The organism is Azospirillum sp. A1-3, assembly GCF_023806445.1.
In the GTDB taxonomy this organism is placed as follows: domain Bacteria; phylum Pseudomonadota; class Alphaproteobacteria; order Azospirillales; family Azospirillaceae; genus Azospirillum.
Genome location: NZ_JAMSLU010000003.1, coordinates 152752 through 167116, shown reverse-complemented (window position 1 = coordinate 167116; position 14365 = coordinate 152752). Strand labels below are relative to the sequence as shown.

Here is a 14365-nt window from a genome sequence, read left to right as displayed (position 1 = left end):
GATGGCGACTCTCAGCATCAACAACGTCCGCAAGCAGTATGGCAGCGTCGAGGTCCTGAAGGGCATCGACCTGGACCTGACGGACGGCGAATTCCTCGTCCTGCTCGGGCCCTCCGGCTGCGGGAAATCCACCCTGCTCAACATGATCGCCGGTCTGGAGACGATCAGCGCCGGCGAGATCCGCATCGACCAGCGCGTGGTCAACGAGGTCCATCCCAAGGACCGCGACATCGCCATGGTGTTCCAGTCCTACGCGCTCTATCCCAACATGACGGTGGCGCGGAACATCGGCTTCTCGCTGGAGATGCGCGGGCAGGCCAAGACCGAGCGCGACGGCGCCATCCGCCGCGTCGCCCGGCTGTTGCAGATCGAGCATCTGCTGGACCGCAAGCCGGCGCAGCTGTCGGGCGGACAGCGCCAGCGCGTCGCCATGGGCCGCGCCCTGGTCCGCGACCCCAAGGTGTTCCTGTTCGACGAGCCGCTGTCGAACCTGGACGCCAAGCTGCGCGTCGACATGCGCACCGAGATCAAGAAGCTGCACCAGCGGCTCGGCACCACCGTGGTCTATGTCACCCACGACCAGATCGAGGCGATGACGCTGGCCAGCCGCATCGCCATCATGAAGGAGGGCGTCGTCCAGCAATTCGCCCCGCCGCAGGAGGTCTACGAGCGCCCGGCCAACATGTATGTGGCGAGCTTCATCGGCTCCCCCACCATGAACTTCATCCGCGGCACCCTGTCGGCCGAGGGCGACCGGCTGGGCGTCAGCGTCGGGCGCGAGCGCAGCGGCTTCCTGCCGCTGTTCCAGGCGCCGGAGCAGGCCGGCCACTGGCTGGGCCAGGAGGTGATCCTGGGCATCCGTCCGGAGGCCATCACCTGCTACGACCCGGCGATCGCCGCCGGCAACCCGGCGCTGGTGAAGGTCGCCTGCGGCGTCAATGTGCTGGAGCCGACCGGCGCCGACACCATCACCTATGTCGAGCTGAACGGCCACGAGGTGGTCGCCCGCATCAAGCCGAGCGACCGGGTGGCGGAGGGCGAGACCGCCGACTTCATGATCGACATGGCGCGGGCGAACCTGTTCGACCCGAAGACCGAACAGCGGATCTGACCGGCGACACTTGCCCTCTCCCCCCGGGGGGAGAGGGAGATTTTCCTGGCTCGGAAGATCTTTCCCCGACCAGCGTGATTTCCAGCGTCGTTGACGGTTAACAGGCCGGCTCAATCCGTCCGCAGGGCGGGGGGCCGGCCGTGGTCCGCCGTCGGGCAGGACCCGTTCCGACATGGGGAATGCGCTGATGAACTTCACCATCAATGGCCAAAGCGTCGAGGTCGAGGCGGATATCCGCAGTTCGCTGCTCGACCTCCTCCGCAACAGTCTGGGATTCACCGGGACCAAGAAGGGCTGCGATCAGGGCGCCTGCGGCGCCTGCACCGTGCTGGTCGACGGCGAACGCATCAATTCCTGCCTCGCGCTGGCGGTCCAGTATCAGGGCCGCAGCATCACCACCGTTGAAGGGCTGGGCAGCGACGGCGCCCTGCATCCGCTGCAGCAGGCCTTCGTCGAGCATGACGGCTTCCAGTGCGGGTATTGCACGCCCGGCCAGCTCTGTTCCGCCATCGGCATGGCGCGCGAGATCGAACGCAACATCCCGAGCGTCGTCACCGCCGATCTGTCGGCGGACAGCGTCGCCATCGATGAAAGCGAGCTGCGCGAACGCATGAGCGGCAATCTCTGCCGCTGCGGCGCCTACAACGGCATCATCGAGGCCATCTCCGAAACGCTGGTCAAGACGCCGGCCGCATCGCAGAAGAGGGCGCCGGCATGAACCCCTTCACCCATGAACGGGCGTCCGACGCCTCCGCCGCCATCGAACTGGCCAAGGGCAGCGCCGCGGCGCGCTATCTCGGCGGCGGCACCAATCTGGTCGATCTGATGCGCGAAACGGTCGAACGGCCGGAAATGCTAATCGACGTCACCGGCCTGCCGCGCGGGATCGAGCCGCGCACCGATGGCGGCCTGCTGATCGGGGCGGCGGCGACCAACACGGCGCTGGCCGCCGATGGCCATGTGCGCAGGCATTACCCGCTCCTCGCCCGCGCGATCCTCGCCGGCGCCAGCGCCCAGATCCGCAACATGGCGACGGTCGGCGGCAACATCCTGCAACGCACGCGCTGCCGCTACTTCTATGACACCGCGGCGACCTGCAACAAACGGCAGCCGGGGTCCGGCTGCGACGCACGCGACGGCTTCAACCGCTATCACGCCATCCTCGGCGCGTCGCCGGCCTGCGTCGCCACCCATCCGTCCGACATGTGCGTGGCGCTCGCCGCGCTCGACGCCACGGTGCATCTGGAGGGTCCGGCGGGGCCGCGCAGCATCCCACTGATCGACCTGCACCGCCTGCCCGGCGACCGGCCGGACATCGAGACGGAGCTGAAACCGGGCGAGCTGATCACCGCGGTGGAAATCCCGCCCCTGCCCTTCGCCCGCCGCTCCACCTACCGCAAGGTGCGCGACCGCGCGAGCTATGCCTTCGCGCTGGTGTCGGTCGCCGCCGCCATCGATCTCGACAAGGACGGGACGGTGCGCGACTTGAGGCTGGCGCTCGGCGGTGTCGCCCACAAGCCGTGGCGGGCCTCGGCGGCCGAAGCCGCGCTGAAGGGCCGGCCAGCCACCCCGGAGAGCTTCCGCGCCGCCGCGGAGGCGGAACTCGCCGCCGCGACCGGGCTTCGCGACAACGCCTTCAAGATCGAACTGGCGAAACGGACGATCGTCGCCGTCCTCGGCGAGCTGACGGGAGACGACGCATGAGCATGCAATCCGAGTCCGCAAACACCCGGCCCGGCCGCTGGCAGCCGGCGGTCACGCAGGATCCGATGCTGCACAAGCATGGGGCGCTGGGCCAGCCGGTCTCGCGCATCGACGGGCCGCTGAAGGTTCAGGGCAAGGCCCAATTCGCCGCGGAGTTTCCTTATGAGGGCCTGTGCTACGCGGCACTCGCCTTCAGCACCATCGCGCGCGGGCGGATCACGGTGCTCGACACCGCAGCGGCCGAAGCGGCCCCCGGCGTCGTGCTGGTCATGACCCACCGCAACGCGCCGCGGATGAAGGCGCCATCCCTGATGATGTCGTCGCCGACCGCCGCCGGGGCGAGCGACCTGCCGGTCATGCAGAATGACGAGATCCACTGGAACGGCCAGCCCATCGCCGTCGTCCTCGCCGAGACGCAGGAGCAGGCCGACCATGCCGCCTCACTGGTCAAAGCCGACTATGCGCCGCTGCCGGCGGTAACGTCCTTCGACGAGGCGAAGAAGACGCCGCGCCAGCTGGACAACATCCTGGGCCAGCCGCCGGTGGTCGAGATCGGCGATGCCGAGGCCGCCCTGAAAGCCGCCGCAGTACAGGTCGACCAGATCTACCGGACGCCGCGCCACAACCACAATGCCATCGAGCTGCATGCCGCGACCGTGGCCTGGACCGGCGACGAGCTGAGGGTGCATGACGCCAGCCAGCTTCTCGACCTGACGGCGGGGCAGTTGGCCGATATCTTCGGCCTGGAGCCCGACAAGGTCCGCGTCTCCTCCCCCTTTGTCGGCGGCGGCTTCGGCGGCAAAGGCCTGTGGGACCACCAGATCCTCGCCTGTGCGGCGGCCAAGCTCGCCGGCCGGCCGGTGCGCATCATGCTGTCGCGCGAGGGGGTGTTCCGCATCGTCGGCGGCCGGACGCTGACGGAACAGCGGGTGGCGCTCGGCGCCAGCGCCGACGGCAGGCTCGACGCGCTGATCCACACCGGCATCGTGGCGATGACCACCCACAACTCCTGCCCCGAACAGTTCACCTTCCCGGCCCGCCACCTCTATGCCGCCAAGACCATCCGGCTGGCCCAGGAGGTCGCCGACCTGGACATGTTGGCGAACACCTTCATGCGGGCGCCCGGTGAGTCCGTCGGCACCTTTGCGCTGGAATGCGCCATCGACGAGCTTGCCGACAAGCTCGGCCTCGATCCCATCGAGCTGCGCCGGCGCATCGAGCCGGAAAAGGATCCGACCAGCGGCAAGCCCTTCTCCTCCCGCCACCTGATCGACGCCTATGAGAAGGGCGCGGCGAGGTTCGGCTGGGACCGCCGCAGCCCGACGCCGCGCGGGCGGCGGGACGGCGAGTGGCTGATCGGCATGGGCTGCGCGACGGCGACCTATCCTTACCACCGCTTCCCCGGCGGTGCGGCGCGGATCAGGCTGACGGCCGGCGGGCAGGTCACCGTTTCGACCGCAGTGCACGACATGGGCATGGGCACGGCGACGGCGCAGGCCCAGCACATCGCCGCCCGGCTCGGCGTTCCGATCGGCAACGTCACCTTCGAGTATGGCGACACGACCCTACCGCGCGGGGTGATCGCCGGCGGATCGACGCAGACGGCTTCGATCGGCGGAGCCGTGATCGCCGCGACGGAGGTCTTTGTCGAGGAGCTGCTGAAGCTCGCCGGCAACGATTCGCCGCTGGCCGGCCTGTCGCTGACCGAGGTCGAGACGCGGGACGGCGGCATCGGCCACCGCGAGGATGCCGCGCGCTTCGAAAGCTACGAGTCGATCCTGCGACGGTCGGGACGCGACGAGTTGGTCTGCGAGGCCGCCGCCCCGCCGCCGGCAGAGATGGAGGCCTTCTCGATGCATTCCTACGGCGCGCAGTTCTGCGAGGTCCGGGTCAGCGAGATCACCGGGGAGGTCCGCGTGTCGCGCTTCCTCGGCTCCTTCGATGCCGGCCGCATCCTGAACGCCAAGACGGCGACCAGCCAGTTCAAGGGCGGCATCATCATGGGGATCGGGCTGGCGCTGACCGAGGAAACCAACTTCGACCCGCGCACCGGCCGCGTCGTCAACGCCTCGCTCGCCGAGTATCACGTGCCGGTGCAGATGGACGTTCCCGCCATCGAGATCCTCTACACCGACATCCCCGACCCGCAGGCGCCGATGGGTGCCCGCGGCATCGGCGAAATCGGCATCACCGGCGTCGGCGCCGCTGTCGCCAATGCCGTCTACAACGCCACCGGCAAGCGCATCCGCGATCTGCCGATCACGCTCGACAAGCTGATGTGACGCTTCGCCGGCTTCGATCTGGGAATTGAAGTCACAGGTGATATGGCGGGAGAGGCGGTTTCCAGACTGCGCCTCCCGCCATATGTCTCCATCCGACACATGAAGAAGCGCCGCGGCGCCGATCAGGAGAGAGCAGGATGCAGACCGTGAAGGCAAATGGCGCCGAAATCCCCGCGCTGGGCTTCGGCGTTTTCCGCATGTCGGACGAGGAGGTCGAGCGGGTGGTTCCGGCCGCCCTGGAAGCCGGTTTCCGTCATTTCGACACCGCGCAGATCTACCGCAACGAGGCGGCGCTGGGCCGTGCCCTGCAAGCCGCCGGCGCCCGTCGCGACGATCTGTTCCTGACCACAAAGGTCTGGGTTGACAAGTACAGCCCCGACCTTTTCGCCGCGTCGGTGGATGAAAGCCTGGAGAAACTGAAGGTCGACCGGGTGGACCTGCTGCTGCTGCACTGGCCGGCCGATCAGGTCGCCATCGCCGACCAGATCGAGATGCTGAACGCGGTGCAGGCTGCCGGCAAGACCCGCTTCATCGGCGTCAGCAACCAGAACATCGCCCAGCTGCGGGAGTCGGTGCAGCGCAGCCAAGCCCCCATCGTCACCAACCAGATCGAGGTCCACCCCTATCTCGACCAGAGCAAGATGGCGGCGGCGGCCCGGGAGCTGGGCGTGGCGATCACCGCCTATTACGCCATGGCCGACGGCAAGGTGCCGCACGATCCGGAGCTGCAGCGGATCGGCGCCAAGTACGGCAAGACGGCGGCCCAGGTGACGCTGCGCTGGCTGATCCAGTTGGGCCACATCGTGCTGTCGAAGACCGCCAAGCCGGAACGGGTGCCGGAGAACTTCGCGGTGTTCGACTTTGCGCTGAACGACGGCGACATGGCTGCGATTGCCAAGCTGGCGCGGCCGGATGGGCGGATCGTGAGCCCGGCGGGGCTGGCGCCGGCTTGGGACAAGTGAGTTGGGGGTGGTCGCCCGGCGCTTGATCCCCTCTCCCCCCTGGGGAGAGGGGGATTATCCCTGATCGCAGTCCCCTCACAACATCCGCGGCAGCGTCACGCGCACCCGCAAGCCGCCGCTGGCGCGATTGCTCAGCTCGATACGGCCCTGGTGGGCTTCGACGATCGACTTCACGATGGACAGGCCGAGCCCGCTGCCGCCGGTCTTCCGGTTGCGGGAGCCTTCCAGCCGGACGAACGGCTTGAAGACGTTGGCGATCTCCGCCTCCGGGATGCCCGGCCCCTCGTCGCAGACATCGACCACGATCTCGGCGGCGTCGGCGTCGACGGAGACGGTGGCGCGCTCGCCGTATTTGATGGCGTTGTCGATCAGGTTGGCGAAGGCGCGGCGCAGGCTGGAGGGGCGGCCGGCGAGGCGAAGCTGGCGCGGCTGGTCGAAGCGGTCGTTGCGCTCCACCCCGCCGCCGAAGACGGTGCGGACGGCGGCGAACTGCAGCGGCGGCGGCTCGTGGTAGGTCACCGGGGCGCCGGTGTCGGCGTAATCGTCGCACAGGCTCTGCAGCAGGCTGGCGAAGGCGACCACCTCCACCTCCTCGCGCAGCACGTCGTCGCCGAGGAACTCCAGCGTCGCGGTGACCATCGCCGCCATCTCGTCGATGTCGGCCATCATCTTGGCGCGCAGCGCGTCGTCATCGACATATTCGGCGCGCAGCCGCAGCCGCGTCGCCGGGGTGCGCAAATCGTGGCTGATGGCCGCCAGCAGATGGGTGCGCCCCTCCATAAGGTCGCGCAGCGCGTTGCGCGCCTGGTTGAAGGCGCGGGCGAGCGAGGCGACCTCCTCCGGCCCGTCCTCCGGCAGGGGGCGGGGATGGAGGCGGTCGTGGGGGCGGGTCGCCTGCTCCGCCAGCGCCTCCAGCGGGCGGACCAGCCGGCCGGGCAGCCAGAGCAGCACCGCCAGCGCCAGACCGAAGGCCGCCAGCCCGGCCAGCACCATCTCGAACGGCGTGCTGCGCGGCCGCCAGAAGCGCGGGCTGGCGAACTCCAGCCAGCCGCCGCCGGCAAGCTGGACATAGACGCGGGCGTCGCGCAGCTGGGCCGCCGTGTCCTCCGCCACCAAGGACAGCGATTCGGCCAGCGTCTGGGCGTGGGCGGGCTGGAGCGGCAGCAGGGCGCGCTGGGCGGCGACGAACACCGGGCGCGGCGCGTCGACAACGCCGTCGAGCACCCAGCCGGGCGGAACGGTGGGGGTGCCGGGCGCCTGCCAGGATACCGACAGGTCGGGCAGACCGTGCAGCGCCAGCGCCGGCCCGGCGGCGACGCCGTCCTGCACGGCCCGGTCGGCCGCCTCCACCGCCGCGGCCATTGCCGGACCCAGCCGATGGGCGGTCAGCAGTTCCCGCGCGCGGTCGTCCACCAGATGCATGCCGACCAGCGCACCGCCATGGGTCAGGGCCAGCAGCGCCACCATCACCGCCAGGATGCGGTGGCGCAGACGGGCGGCACGCAGGCGGGCCGGCAGCAGATGCTCAAGCGCCACGGCCGGTTCCGGAGGAGGCTGATTCACCCTGGTCCACCACCGTCGCGGTGAACTGATAGCCGATGCCGCGCACCGTCTTGATCAGGGCCGAGCCGCCCGGCCCCTCCTCCAGCTTGCGGCGCAGGCGGCTGATCTGGATGTCGATGCTGCGGTCGAAGGGGATCGAGGTGTCGCCGCGGTGCTTCTCCAGCAGTTCGGTGCGCTCCACCACCTGCGGCGCGCGTTCCAGCAGCGTGCCGAGCAGGGCGTATTCGCCCTGGCTGAGATGCACCACCACCCGGTCGGGCGTGCGCAGCTCCCGCCGCCCCTGGTCGAGCGACCAGCCGGCGAACCCCAGCACGCGCGGCCGTTCGCGCGCCGGTTCCGGCCCGCCGCAGCGGCGCAGGATGGCGCGGATGCGGGCCAGCAGTTCGCGGGCGCTGAAGGGCTTCACCAGATAATCGTCGGCGCCGACCTCCAGCCCGACGATGCGGTCGACCTCGCTGCCCATGGCGGTCAACATGATGACGGGGGTTTCCGACTTGGCGCGCAGACCGCGGCACAGGCTGGTCCCGTCCTCCCCCGGCAGCATCACGTCGAGGACGATGAGGTCGACCGGCCATTGCGCCAACACCCGCGCCATCTCGCGCCCGTCGCCGGCGGTGGAGACGCGGAAGCCGCTCTTCACCAGGAAATCATGCAGCATGTCCCGGATCTCGGGATCGTCGTCCACGACCAGGAGATGGCGCGCGCGCTCCATGGCTTTCCTTCCCTATTCCGATTGGAACTTTCTTCTTGGTTGGCGCCGAGTGTAGCCTCCCCGGCCGGTCCGGGTACAGTGCGCCGCCAAGGCTCGTTTGTAACGGTTGCGTAACAGCGGCGTGGCCGTGAAAAGGCGTTGTTACCAAATAATCCGGGCGCCGAATTGCCTGCGGGATAGAGTTCCTCCAGCGGCCGAACGGCCAGCCGGAAGACCGAACGAAGAAGGGAACAGGGGGAAATGTCCAAGATGCCGTCTCTCAGCACATCGATCCTCGGCATGACCGCGATCGCGACCGTGATGGCCGGCGCCCTGCTGGCCGCGCCGGCCCAGGCCGAGCCGAAGGTGGAGGTGCTGCATTACTGGACCTCCGGCGGCGAATCGAAGGCGGCGGGCGCGCTGCGCCAGGACTTCGAGGCGGCGGGCGGCAAGTGGATCGACGCGCCGGTGGCGGGCGGCGGCGGCGACGCGGCCAGCACCGTCCTGCGCTCCCGCGTGCTGGCCGGCGACCCGCCGAACGCGGTGCAGTTGAAGGGTCCGAACATCAAGGACTGGGCGGCGCAGGGCAAGCTGGCGACGCTGGACGACGTCGCCAAGGCGGAGAATTGGGACGCCATCCTGCCGCCGCAGATCCGCGACGTGGTGACCTACAAGGGCCATTACTACGCCGTTCCGGTGAACATCCACCGCGTCAACTGGATGTGGGTGAACCCGCAGGCGATGAAGAAGGCCGGCGTCGAGATCCCCAAAACCTGGGACGAGTTCAACGCCGCCGCCGAGAAGCTGAAGGCCGCCGGCATCATCCCGCTCGCCCATGGCGGCCAGCCCTGGCAGGAAGGCGCGCTGTTCGAGGACGTCGTCCTCGGCCTCGGCGGTCCCGACTTCTACCGCAAGGCCCTGGTGGAACTGGACGAAAAGTCGCTGACCAGCGACACGATGGTCAAGGTGTTCGACCAGATGCGCAAGCTGCGCGGCTATGTCGACGACGGCTTCCCCGGCCGCGAATGGAACCTCGCCGCCGGTCTGCTGATGAACGGACAGGCCGCCATGCAGATCATGGGCGACTGGGAAAAGGGCGAGCTGACCGCCGCCGGCAAGGTGCCGGGCAAGGATTTCGTCTGCGCCCATGTGCCGGGCAAGTCGGGCTACATCGTCAATTCCGACAGCTTCGTCATGTTCAGCTCGGCCGACCCCGACCGCGCCGCCGGTCAGAAGCTGCTGGCCAAGCTGATCCTGGGCAAGAAGTTCCAGGAGACCTTCAACGTGCTGAAGGGCTCGATCCCCGCCCGCCAGGACATGGCGCGCGACAGCTTCGACGAATGCGCGGTGAAGTCGATGGACGATCTGAAGACCGCCATCGACAGCAACAGCGCCGTGCCGTCGATGGCGCATGAAATGGCGGTGCCCGGCGCCGTCCGCGGCGCCTTCCTGGACGTCGTCACCGCCCACTTCAACTCCACCATCTCCTCGCAGGACGCGGTGAAGCGTCTGGCCGAGGCGGTCGATCTGGCGAAGTAAGTCTCCGTTTTTCTTTGGTGTCGTCTCTCCTTCTCTGGTGTTGCGCGTGACCTTGAAGCCCCCCTTCCACCATGGGAGAGGGGCTTTCTTCTTTCGCCCCGCGAATTGCGGGAGCACCGCGGTTCCGGTGGTGAAACAGGATGACGCCGGGCAGCCGAAAGTTTGCTGCGGCACCCCGACAGTCATTCCGGTGATCTCCGACGGGAATCGGATGGGTCCGACAGGCCGGACATTTGCCGGCAACTGGCGGCTTACTTCCCCGATCGTGCGGAAGCGAAGGAAACCGGCGCGCACGCAAGGCGAATGGCCGCCGTCCGACAGGCAATGCCGGCATTAGTGCCGGAGCAATCTCTCTAGAATCTCTTTAGAAATTTATCGGTTCCGCCGACTTCCGCTAACGTGTTTACCGGCCTTTCCGTCGGGAACATCATTGGTGGGCGAAATGCGGATGCCGTTCCAGAAACAAACACTGCCTGCGGACACCCTTTTACCCGGCGGATTCGGCACCGGATCAATCAGGATCCTTGACCGTCTTGGACTGACGACAACCCTGTGCTTGTTGTCGCTCTCGGTGTTGAGCTATTTCCTCGCCGCGTCGAATACCCATTATGGCGAAGTCGGCTTGCCTAATCAGGCGGCGTTCTTCGACCGTCTGGCGGCCTCCATCGCCGACCTGCCCGTCCCGCTGGCCCTCCAGTTGGCTCATGCGCTGACCGCCGGCAATGTCTTCACCCATGACGGCCTGTATTTCCTGGTCTATTGCCTGCCGCTCGCCCTTCCGGTCGCCTTGGCCGCATGGCTGTTCCGCTGGCTGTCCGACGCCGACGGGCCGATTCCGAAGGCGGTGACGGACCGGCTGTTCCTGTGGCCGGTCGTCTTCACCGCCGTCAGCATCCTCTCGTTTCCGGTGATGACGCAGGACATCTGGTTTTCCGCGCTGTGGGGCGAGGAGATCGTCCGGGGACAGAACCCCTACTATGTCCCCTTCACGCCGGAGCAGGCCGCCGCCTTCCCGTTCGACGAGGTGCCGGCGATGATGACCTACGGCCCGCTGTGGGCGGTGGTCTCGGCCGGCGTCATGGCGCTCAGCGGCGGGAACGTCTGGGTGACCGCGCTTCTGTTCAAGCTGCTGCTGGCGGGGGCCTGGATCGGCGGGCTCGCCATCATCCGGCATATCGGCCGGACCCATGACGAGGCGACCGCCGCCGCGGGGCTCGTTGCCTTCGGCTGGCTGCCCATCGGCCACATCTATTCGGCCGGCGAGGCGCACAACGACATGGCGATGGTCGTCCTGATGCTGCTGTGGCTGATGCGCCTTTCCGCCGGCGACCGCGCCGGCCCGCTGGCTCTGGCCGCCTCGGCCGCCTGCAAATACACCAGCGCCGCCCTGGTCTCCGTCGATCTGCTCTACAGGCTCGGCAAAACCAGGAAGCTGGATTTCAAGGACAGGCTCACCGCCTACCTGCTGCGCGGGATTCCCGCCGCCGCCTTCTTCCTGGCCGTCCTGTTCCTCTTCTACCGCTCGCCCGCCTTCTTCGACGCCGTGCGCGGCATGTCCGGATGGCAGTGGCTGCAGCCGGCGGATGTCGTCCGGGTGGCGGAGCGGTTGCTGGGCATCGACATGGCCCCCCTGCGCTGGCTGGTGCGCGGAGCCTTTGCCGGCTTCGCCCTGTGGACCCTGGCCGCGCTGTACCGGCGGCCGACCGCGGAGAACGCCTGGAAGGCCGCCACCGCGGTGATGGCGGCGGTGGTGTTCGGCCTGTCGACCCACCTGTGGCCCTGGTTCATGCTGTGGCCGCTGGCGCTGGCCGCGCTGGTGCCGTCCTGGTGGTTCTCGCGCTGGATCTTCGGCGTCGCGGCCTTGGCCCCCTTCGCGGTCGTCCCCTTCTGGCGCTATGAAGACGGATTCGATCCCTTCTACACCAAGACGCTGACCGCCCTGCCGCTCTATGCGGGGGCAACCCTCTTCATGGTCTGGATGCTTGGCCGCAGGGAGAGGGCGGCGGTCGCCGCTTGGGCGGCGTCGCTGCCGGGACGCCTGCGCATCGCACGGGCTCACCGATCATGAGGGGCCGATCATGAGGGGCCGGTCATGCGGGAGCGCCGGATGCCGGCAAGCACGATCGAAACCCTCGCCACGACAGGCCGGACCACGGCTCCGCCCTTGCCTGGGAGTGACCCTATGCTGATGCCGACCCCGCAGCCGGCCAGGGACAGAAGCCTGGACGTCATCCGCGTCACCGCCCTTGTCTTCATGGTGGCGGCCCATTGGGGCCGCACGATCAAGGACGCCGATCACCTCGTCAACGTCCTCCAGTTCGTATTCGAACTGGCGCCGGTGATGTTCTTCTTCGCCTTCGGAATGACGCTCGATCATTTCCTGAGAAAGCCGCTGGCCCGGCGGATCGAAGGCCATCTGAAGCTGTTCATCCTGGCGGCAATCCACGGCCTGTACCAGGAGAAGAACCCGTTCACCAGCGACTTCTTCATGTTCCTCTTCGCCGCCCGGCTTCTGTTCGACATCCACGCCAGCGTCGGCGCCGCCAACAGGGTGTTCATCGCCCTTTTTCTTCTTGCGCTGTGCGGCGCCTGGGTCGTCCTTCCGCTCCCCTACGTCTACGACCTGTTCGCGTCGCCGTTTCCGGGCTGGTTTCCGGTGTTTCCCTGGATCCTCTTCGTCGTCGCCGGGCGGATGTTCGCCCATCACCGGCAGTCCTCACGCACCGCCGTCATCGCTCTGTTGGGGCTGTCGGTGGCGCTGTTCGACATCCTGATCCTCGGGCACAGACTGTCGAAATGGCCGCTGTCGCCCGACTATGCGCTGCTGTTCGGCAGTGCGACCGCGCTGGCGTTCCTCGCCCTCGACCGCGTCCGCTGGCCGGCCTTCCTGTCCTGGCGGACCGTGGACCTGCTGTCCGGCAATCTGCTGCTGGCGACCGCGTTGCATTACATCGCCGTCGCCGCGGTGAGGTCGGCGCATGGCGCGCTGGCGCCGGTCCTCGCCGGATCGGTTCCCGCCGCCTATCTGCCGGCGGCAATCACCCTGGAATATGTTCTGCTGGCCTGCATCGCCTTCCTCATCCTGATCGCGCTGGTCCGCGCGACCCTGGCGGTGGGAGCCTGGCTGGACGGACGCGGAATCCTGGGCATCGCCGACGCCCTGCTGCCGACGATCGCGGTGACCGGCATCGTTCTCTATGCCGCCATGCTCCACCTCAACAACGACCTGCGCGACGCCGGGCTTCCCTTCCTCTGCGCCGTGGCCTTCCTGATCGTCTACAAACGAGGCATAGGAGGGCGCGCATAGGGGGACGCCGGCGTCGCGACCGCCGTCAGTTCGGCGTGATCGCCACCTTCAGCACGCCGTCGCGCTGGTGGCCGAACAGCTCATAGGCCGCTTCGATCTGGTCCAGCGTGAAGCGGTGGGTGACCAGCGGCTTCAGGTCGACGCGGCCGGAGGCGACGACGCCAAGCAGCCGGCGCATCCGCTCCTTGCCGCCGGGGCAGAGCGAAGTGACGATGGTGTGGTCGCCCAACCCTGCCGCGAACGGCCCCAGCGGCAGGCGCAGGTCGCCGGAATAGACGCCCAGACTGGACAGCGTGCCGCCGGGACGCAGGACGCGCAAGGCGGCTTCGAAGGTCGCCTGGGTGCCCAGCGCCTCGATGGCGACATCGACGCCGCGGCCGTCGGTGAGGCGCATGATCTCCTCCACCGGATCGACCTCGCGGAAGTTGACCACGTGGTCGGCGCCCATGCGCCGCGCCATCTCCATCCGCGCCGGCACGGCGTCCACGGCGATGATGGTGGTGGCGCCCTTCAGCTTGGCCCCGGCGGTGGCGCAGAGGCCGATGGGGCCTTGCGCGAACACCGCCACCGTGTCGCCGATGCGGATGTTGCCGCGCTCCGCCCCGGCGAAGCCGGTGGACATGATGTCCGGGCACATCAGCACCTCCTCGTCCGTCAGCCCGTCGGGGACGGGGGCGAGGTTGGTCATCGCGTCGGGCACCAGCAGATATTCGGCCTGGGCGCCGTCGATGCTGTTGCCGAAGCGCCAGCCGCCCAGCGGCTTCCAGCCATGCCTGGTGCCGGCGCCGTCCTGGGAGTGGCAGCCGCACAGGCAGGCGTTGCTGTGGCCGCTGGGGGTGATGGCTCCGGCGATCACCCGCTGGCCCTCCTGGTAGCCGGTGACGGCGGAGCCCAGCTTTTCGATGATGCCGACCGGCTCGTGACCGATGGTGAGGCCGCGATTGACCGGATATTCGCCCTTCAGGATGTGGATGTCGGTGCCGCAGATCGTCGTCGTGGTGATGCGGATCAGCGCGTCGAGCGGTCCGACGTCGGGGACCGGCTTGTCGTCCAGCACGATGCGGCCCGGTTCGACGAATACCGCCGCTTTCATCATGACCATGGCGTCCTCCCCTTGATGGTGGCCGCCGGTCCCGGAGCTGCGTCGCGCAAACATCGCGAACGGCCCGCGGCCGGCGCTGTGCTTCACGCCGTCCAGTCTGGCAC

11 protein-coding genes are annotated in these 14365 nt (G+C 68.3%); 8 read left to right on the top strand and 3 right to left on the bottom strand.

Translation table 11 applies throughout. The features are described from left to right. The first annotated feature begins 1 nt into the window (after position 1). The 5 genes from M5E06_RS18685 to M5E06_RS18665 all read left to right on the top strand — a co-directional run bounded on the left by M5E06_RS18685 (position 2) and on the right by M5E06_RS18665 (position 6059). Positions 2-1111 (top strand): ABC transporter ATP-binding protein, encoded by a 1110-nt coding sequence (locus tag M5E06_RS18685; protein ID WP_252139486.1) that lies wholly within the window; start codon positions 2-4, stop codon positions 1109-1111. 187 nt (positions 1112-1298) lie between these two features. Further along, entirely contained in the window at positions 1299-1829 is a 531-nt protein-coding gene (locus M5E06_RS18680; RefSeq protein WP_252139485.1) for a 2Fe-2S iron-sulfur cluster-binding protein, read from the top strand. Continuing rightward, a complete protein-coding gene (locus tag M5E06_RS18675; RefSeq protein WP_252139484.1) occupies positions 1826-2815 on the top strand; it encodes an FAD binding domain-containing protein in 990 nt (329 codons plus the stop codon). The genes M5E06_RS18680 and M5E06_RS18675 overlap by 4 nt, the downstream gene beginning before the upstream one ends. After that, the gene (locus tag M5E06_RS18670) at positions 2812-5097 is read left to right on the top strand and encodes a xanthine dehydrogenase family protein molybdopterin-binding subunit (RefSeq protein WP_252139483.1); all 2286 of its coding nucleotides are present in this window, start codon (positions 2812-2814) and stop codon (positions 5095-5097) included. Before M5E06_RS18675 ends, M5E06_RS18670 begins: the two co-directional genes overlap by 4 nt. 137 nt (positions 5098-5234) lie before the next feature. Beyond that, entirely contained in the window at positions 5235-6059 is an 825-nt protein-coding gene (locus M5E06_RS18665) for an aldo/keto reductase (protein ID WP_252139482.1), read from the top strand. Positions 6060-6134: 75 nt separating this feature from the next. Here the strand turns inward: M5E06_RS18665 and M5E06_RS18660 are convergent, their stop codons facing one another. Continuing rightward, complete coding sequence (locus M5E06_RS18660) at positions 6135-7595, bottom strand: ATP-binding protein (RefSeq protein WP_252139481.1); 1461 nt, start codon at positions 7593-7595, stop codon at positions 6135-6137. Continuing rightward, the gene (locus M5E06_RS18655) at positions 7585-8334 is read right to left on the bottom strand and encodes a response regulator (protein WP_252139480.1); all 750 of its coding nucleotides are present in this window, start codon (positions 8332-8334) and stop codon (positions 7585-7587) included. Before M5E06_RS18655 ends, M5E06_RS18660 begins: the two co-directional genes overlap by 11 nt. A gap of 249 nt (positions 8335-8583) precedes the next feature. Between M5E06_RS18655 and M5E06_RS18650 the strand changes: the two genes are divergently transcribed. The 3 genes from M5E06_RS18650 to M5E06_RS18640 all read left to right on the top strand — a co-directional run bounded on the left by M5E06_RS18650 (position 8584) and on the right by M5E06_RS18640 (position 13159). Beyond that, positions 8584-9852, top strand: a complete 1269-nt coding sequence (locus M5E06_RS18650) for an ABC transporter substrate-binding protein (protein WP_252139479.1) — start codon at positions 8584-8586, stop codon at positions 9850-9852. Between the two features lie 556 nt (positions 9853-10408). Beyond that, entirely contained in the window at positions 10409-11920 is a 1512-nt protein-coding gene (locus tag M5E06_RS18645) for an MptA/MptB family glycosyltransferase (protein ID WP_252139478.1), read from the top strand. 114 nt (positions 11921-12034) lie between these two features. Beyond that, a complete protein-coding gene (locus M5E06_RS18640; protein WP_252139477.1) occupies positions 12035-13159 on the top strand; it encodes a hypothetical protein in 1125 nt (374 codons plus the stop codon). Positions 13160-13184: 25 nt separating this feature from the next. Here M5E06_RS18640 and M5E06_RS18635 read toward each other — a convergent pair whose 3' ends face one another. Further along, on the bottom strand, positions 13185-14261 hold the full coding sequence (locus M5E06_RS18635; RefSeq protein ID WP_109154219.1) for an NAD(P)-dependent alcohol dehydrogenase: 1077 nt from the start codon (positions 14259-14261) through the stop codon (positions 13185-13187). Positions 14262-14365: the final 104 nt, after the last annotated feature.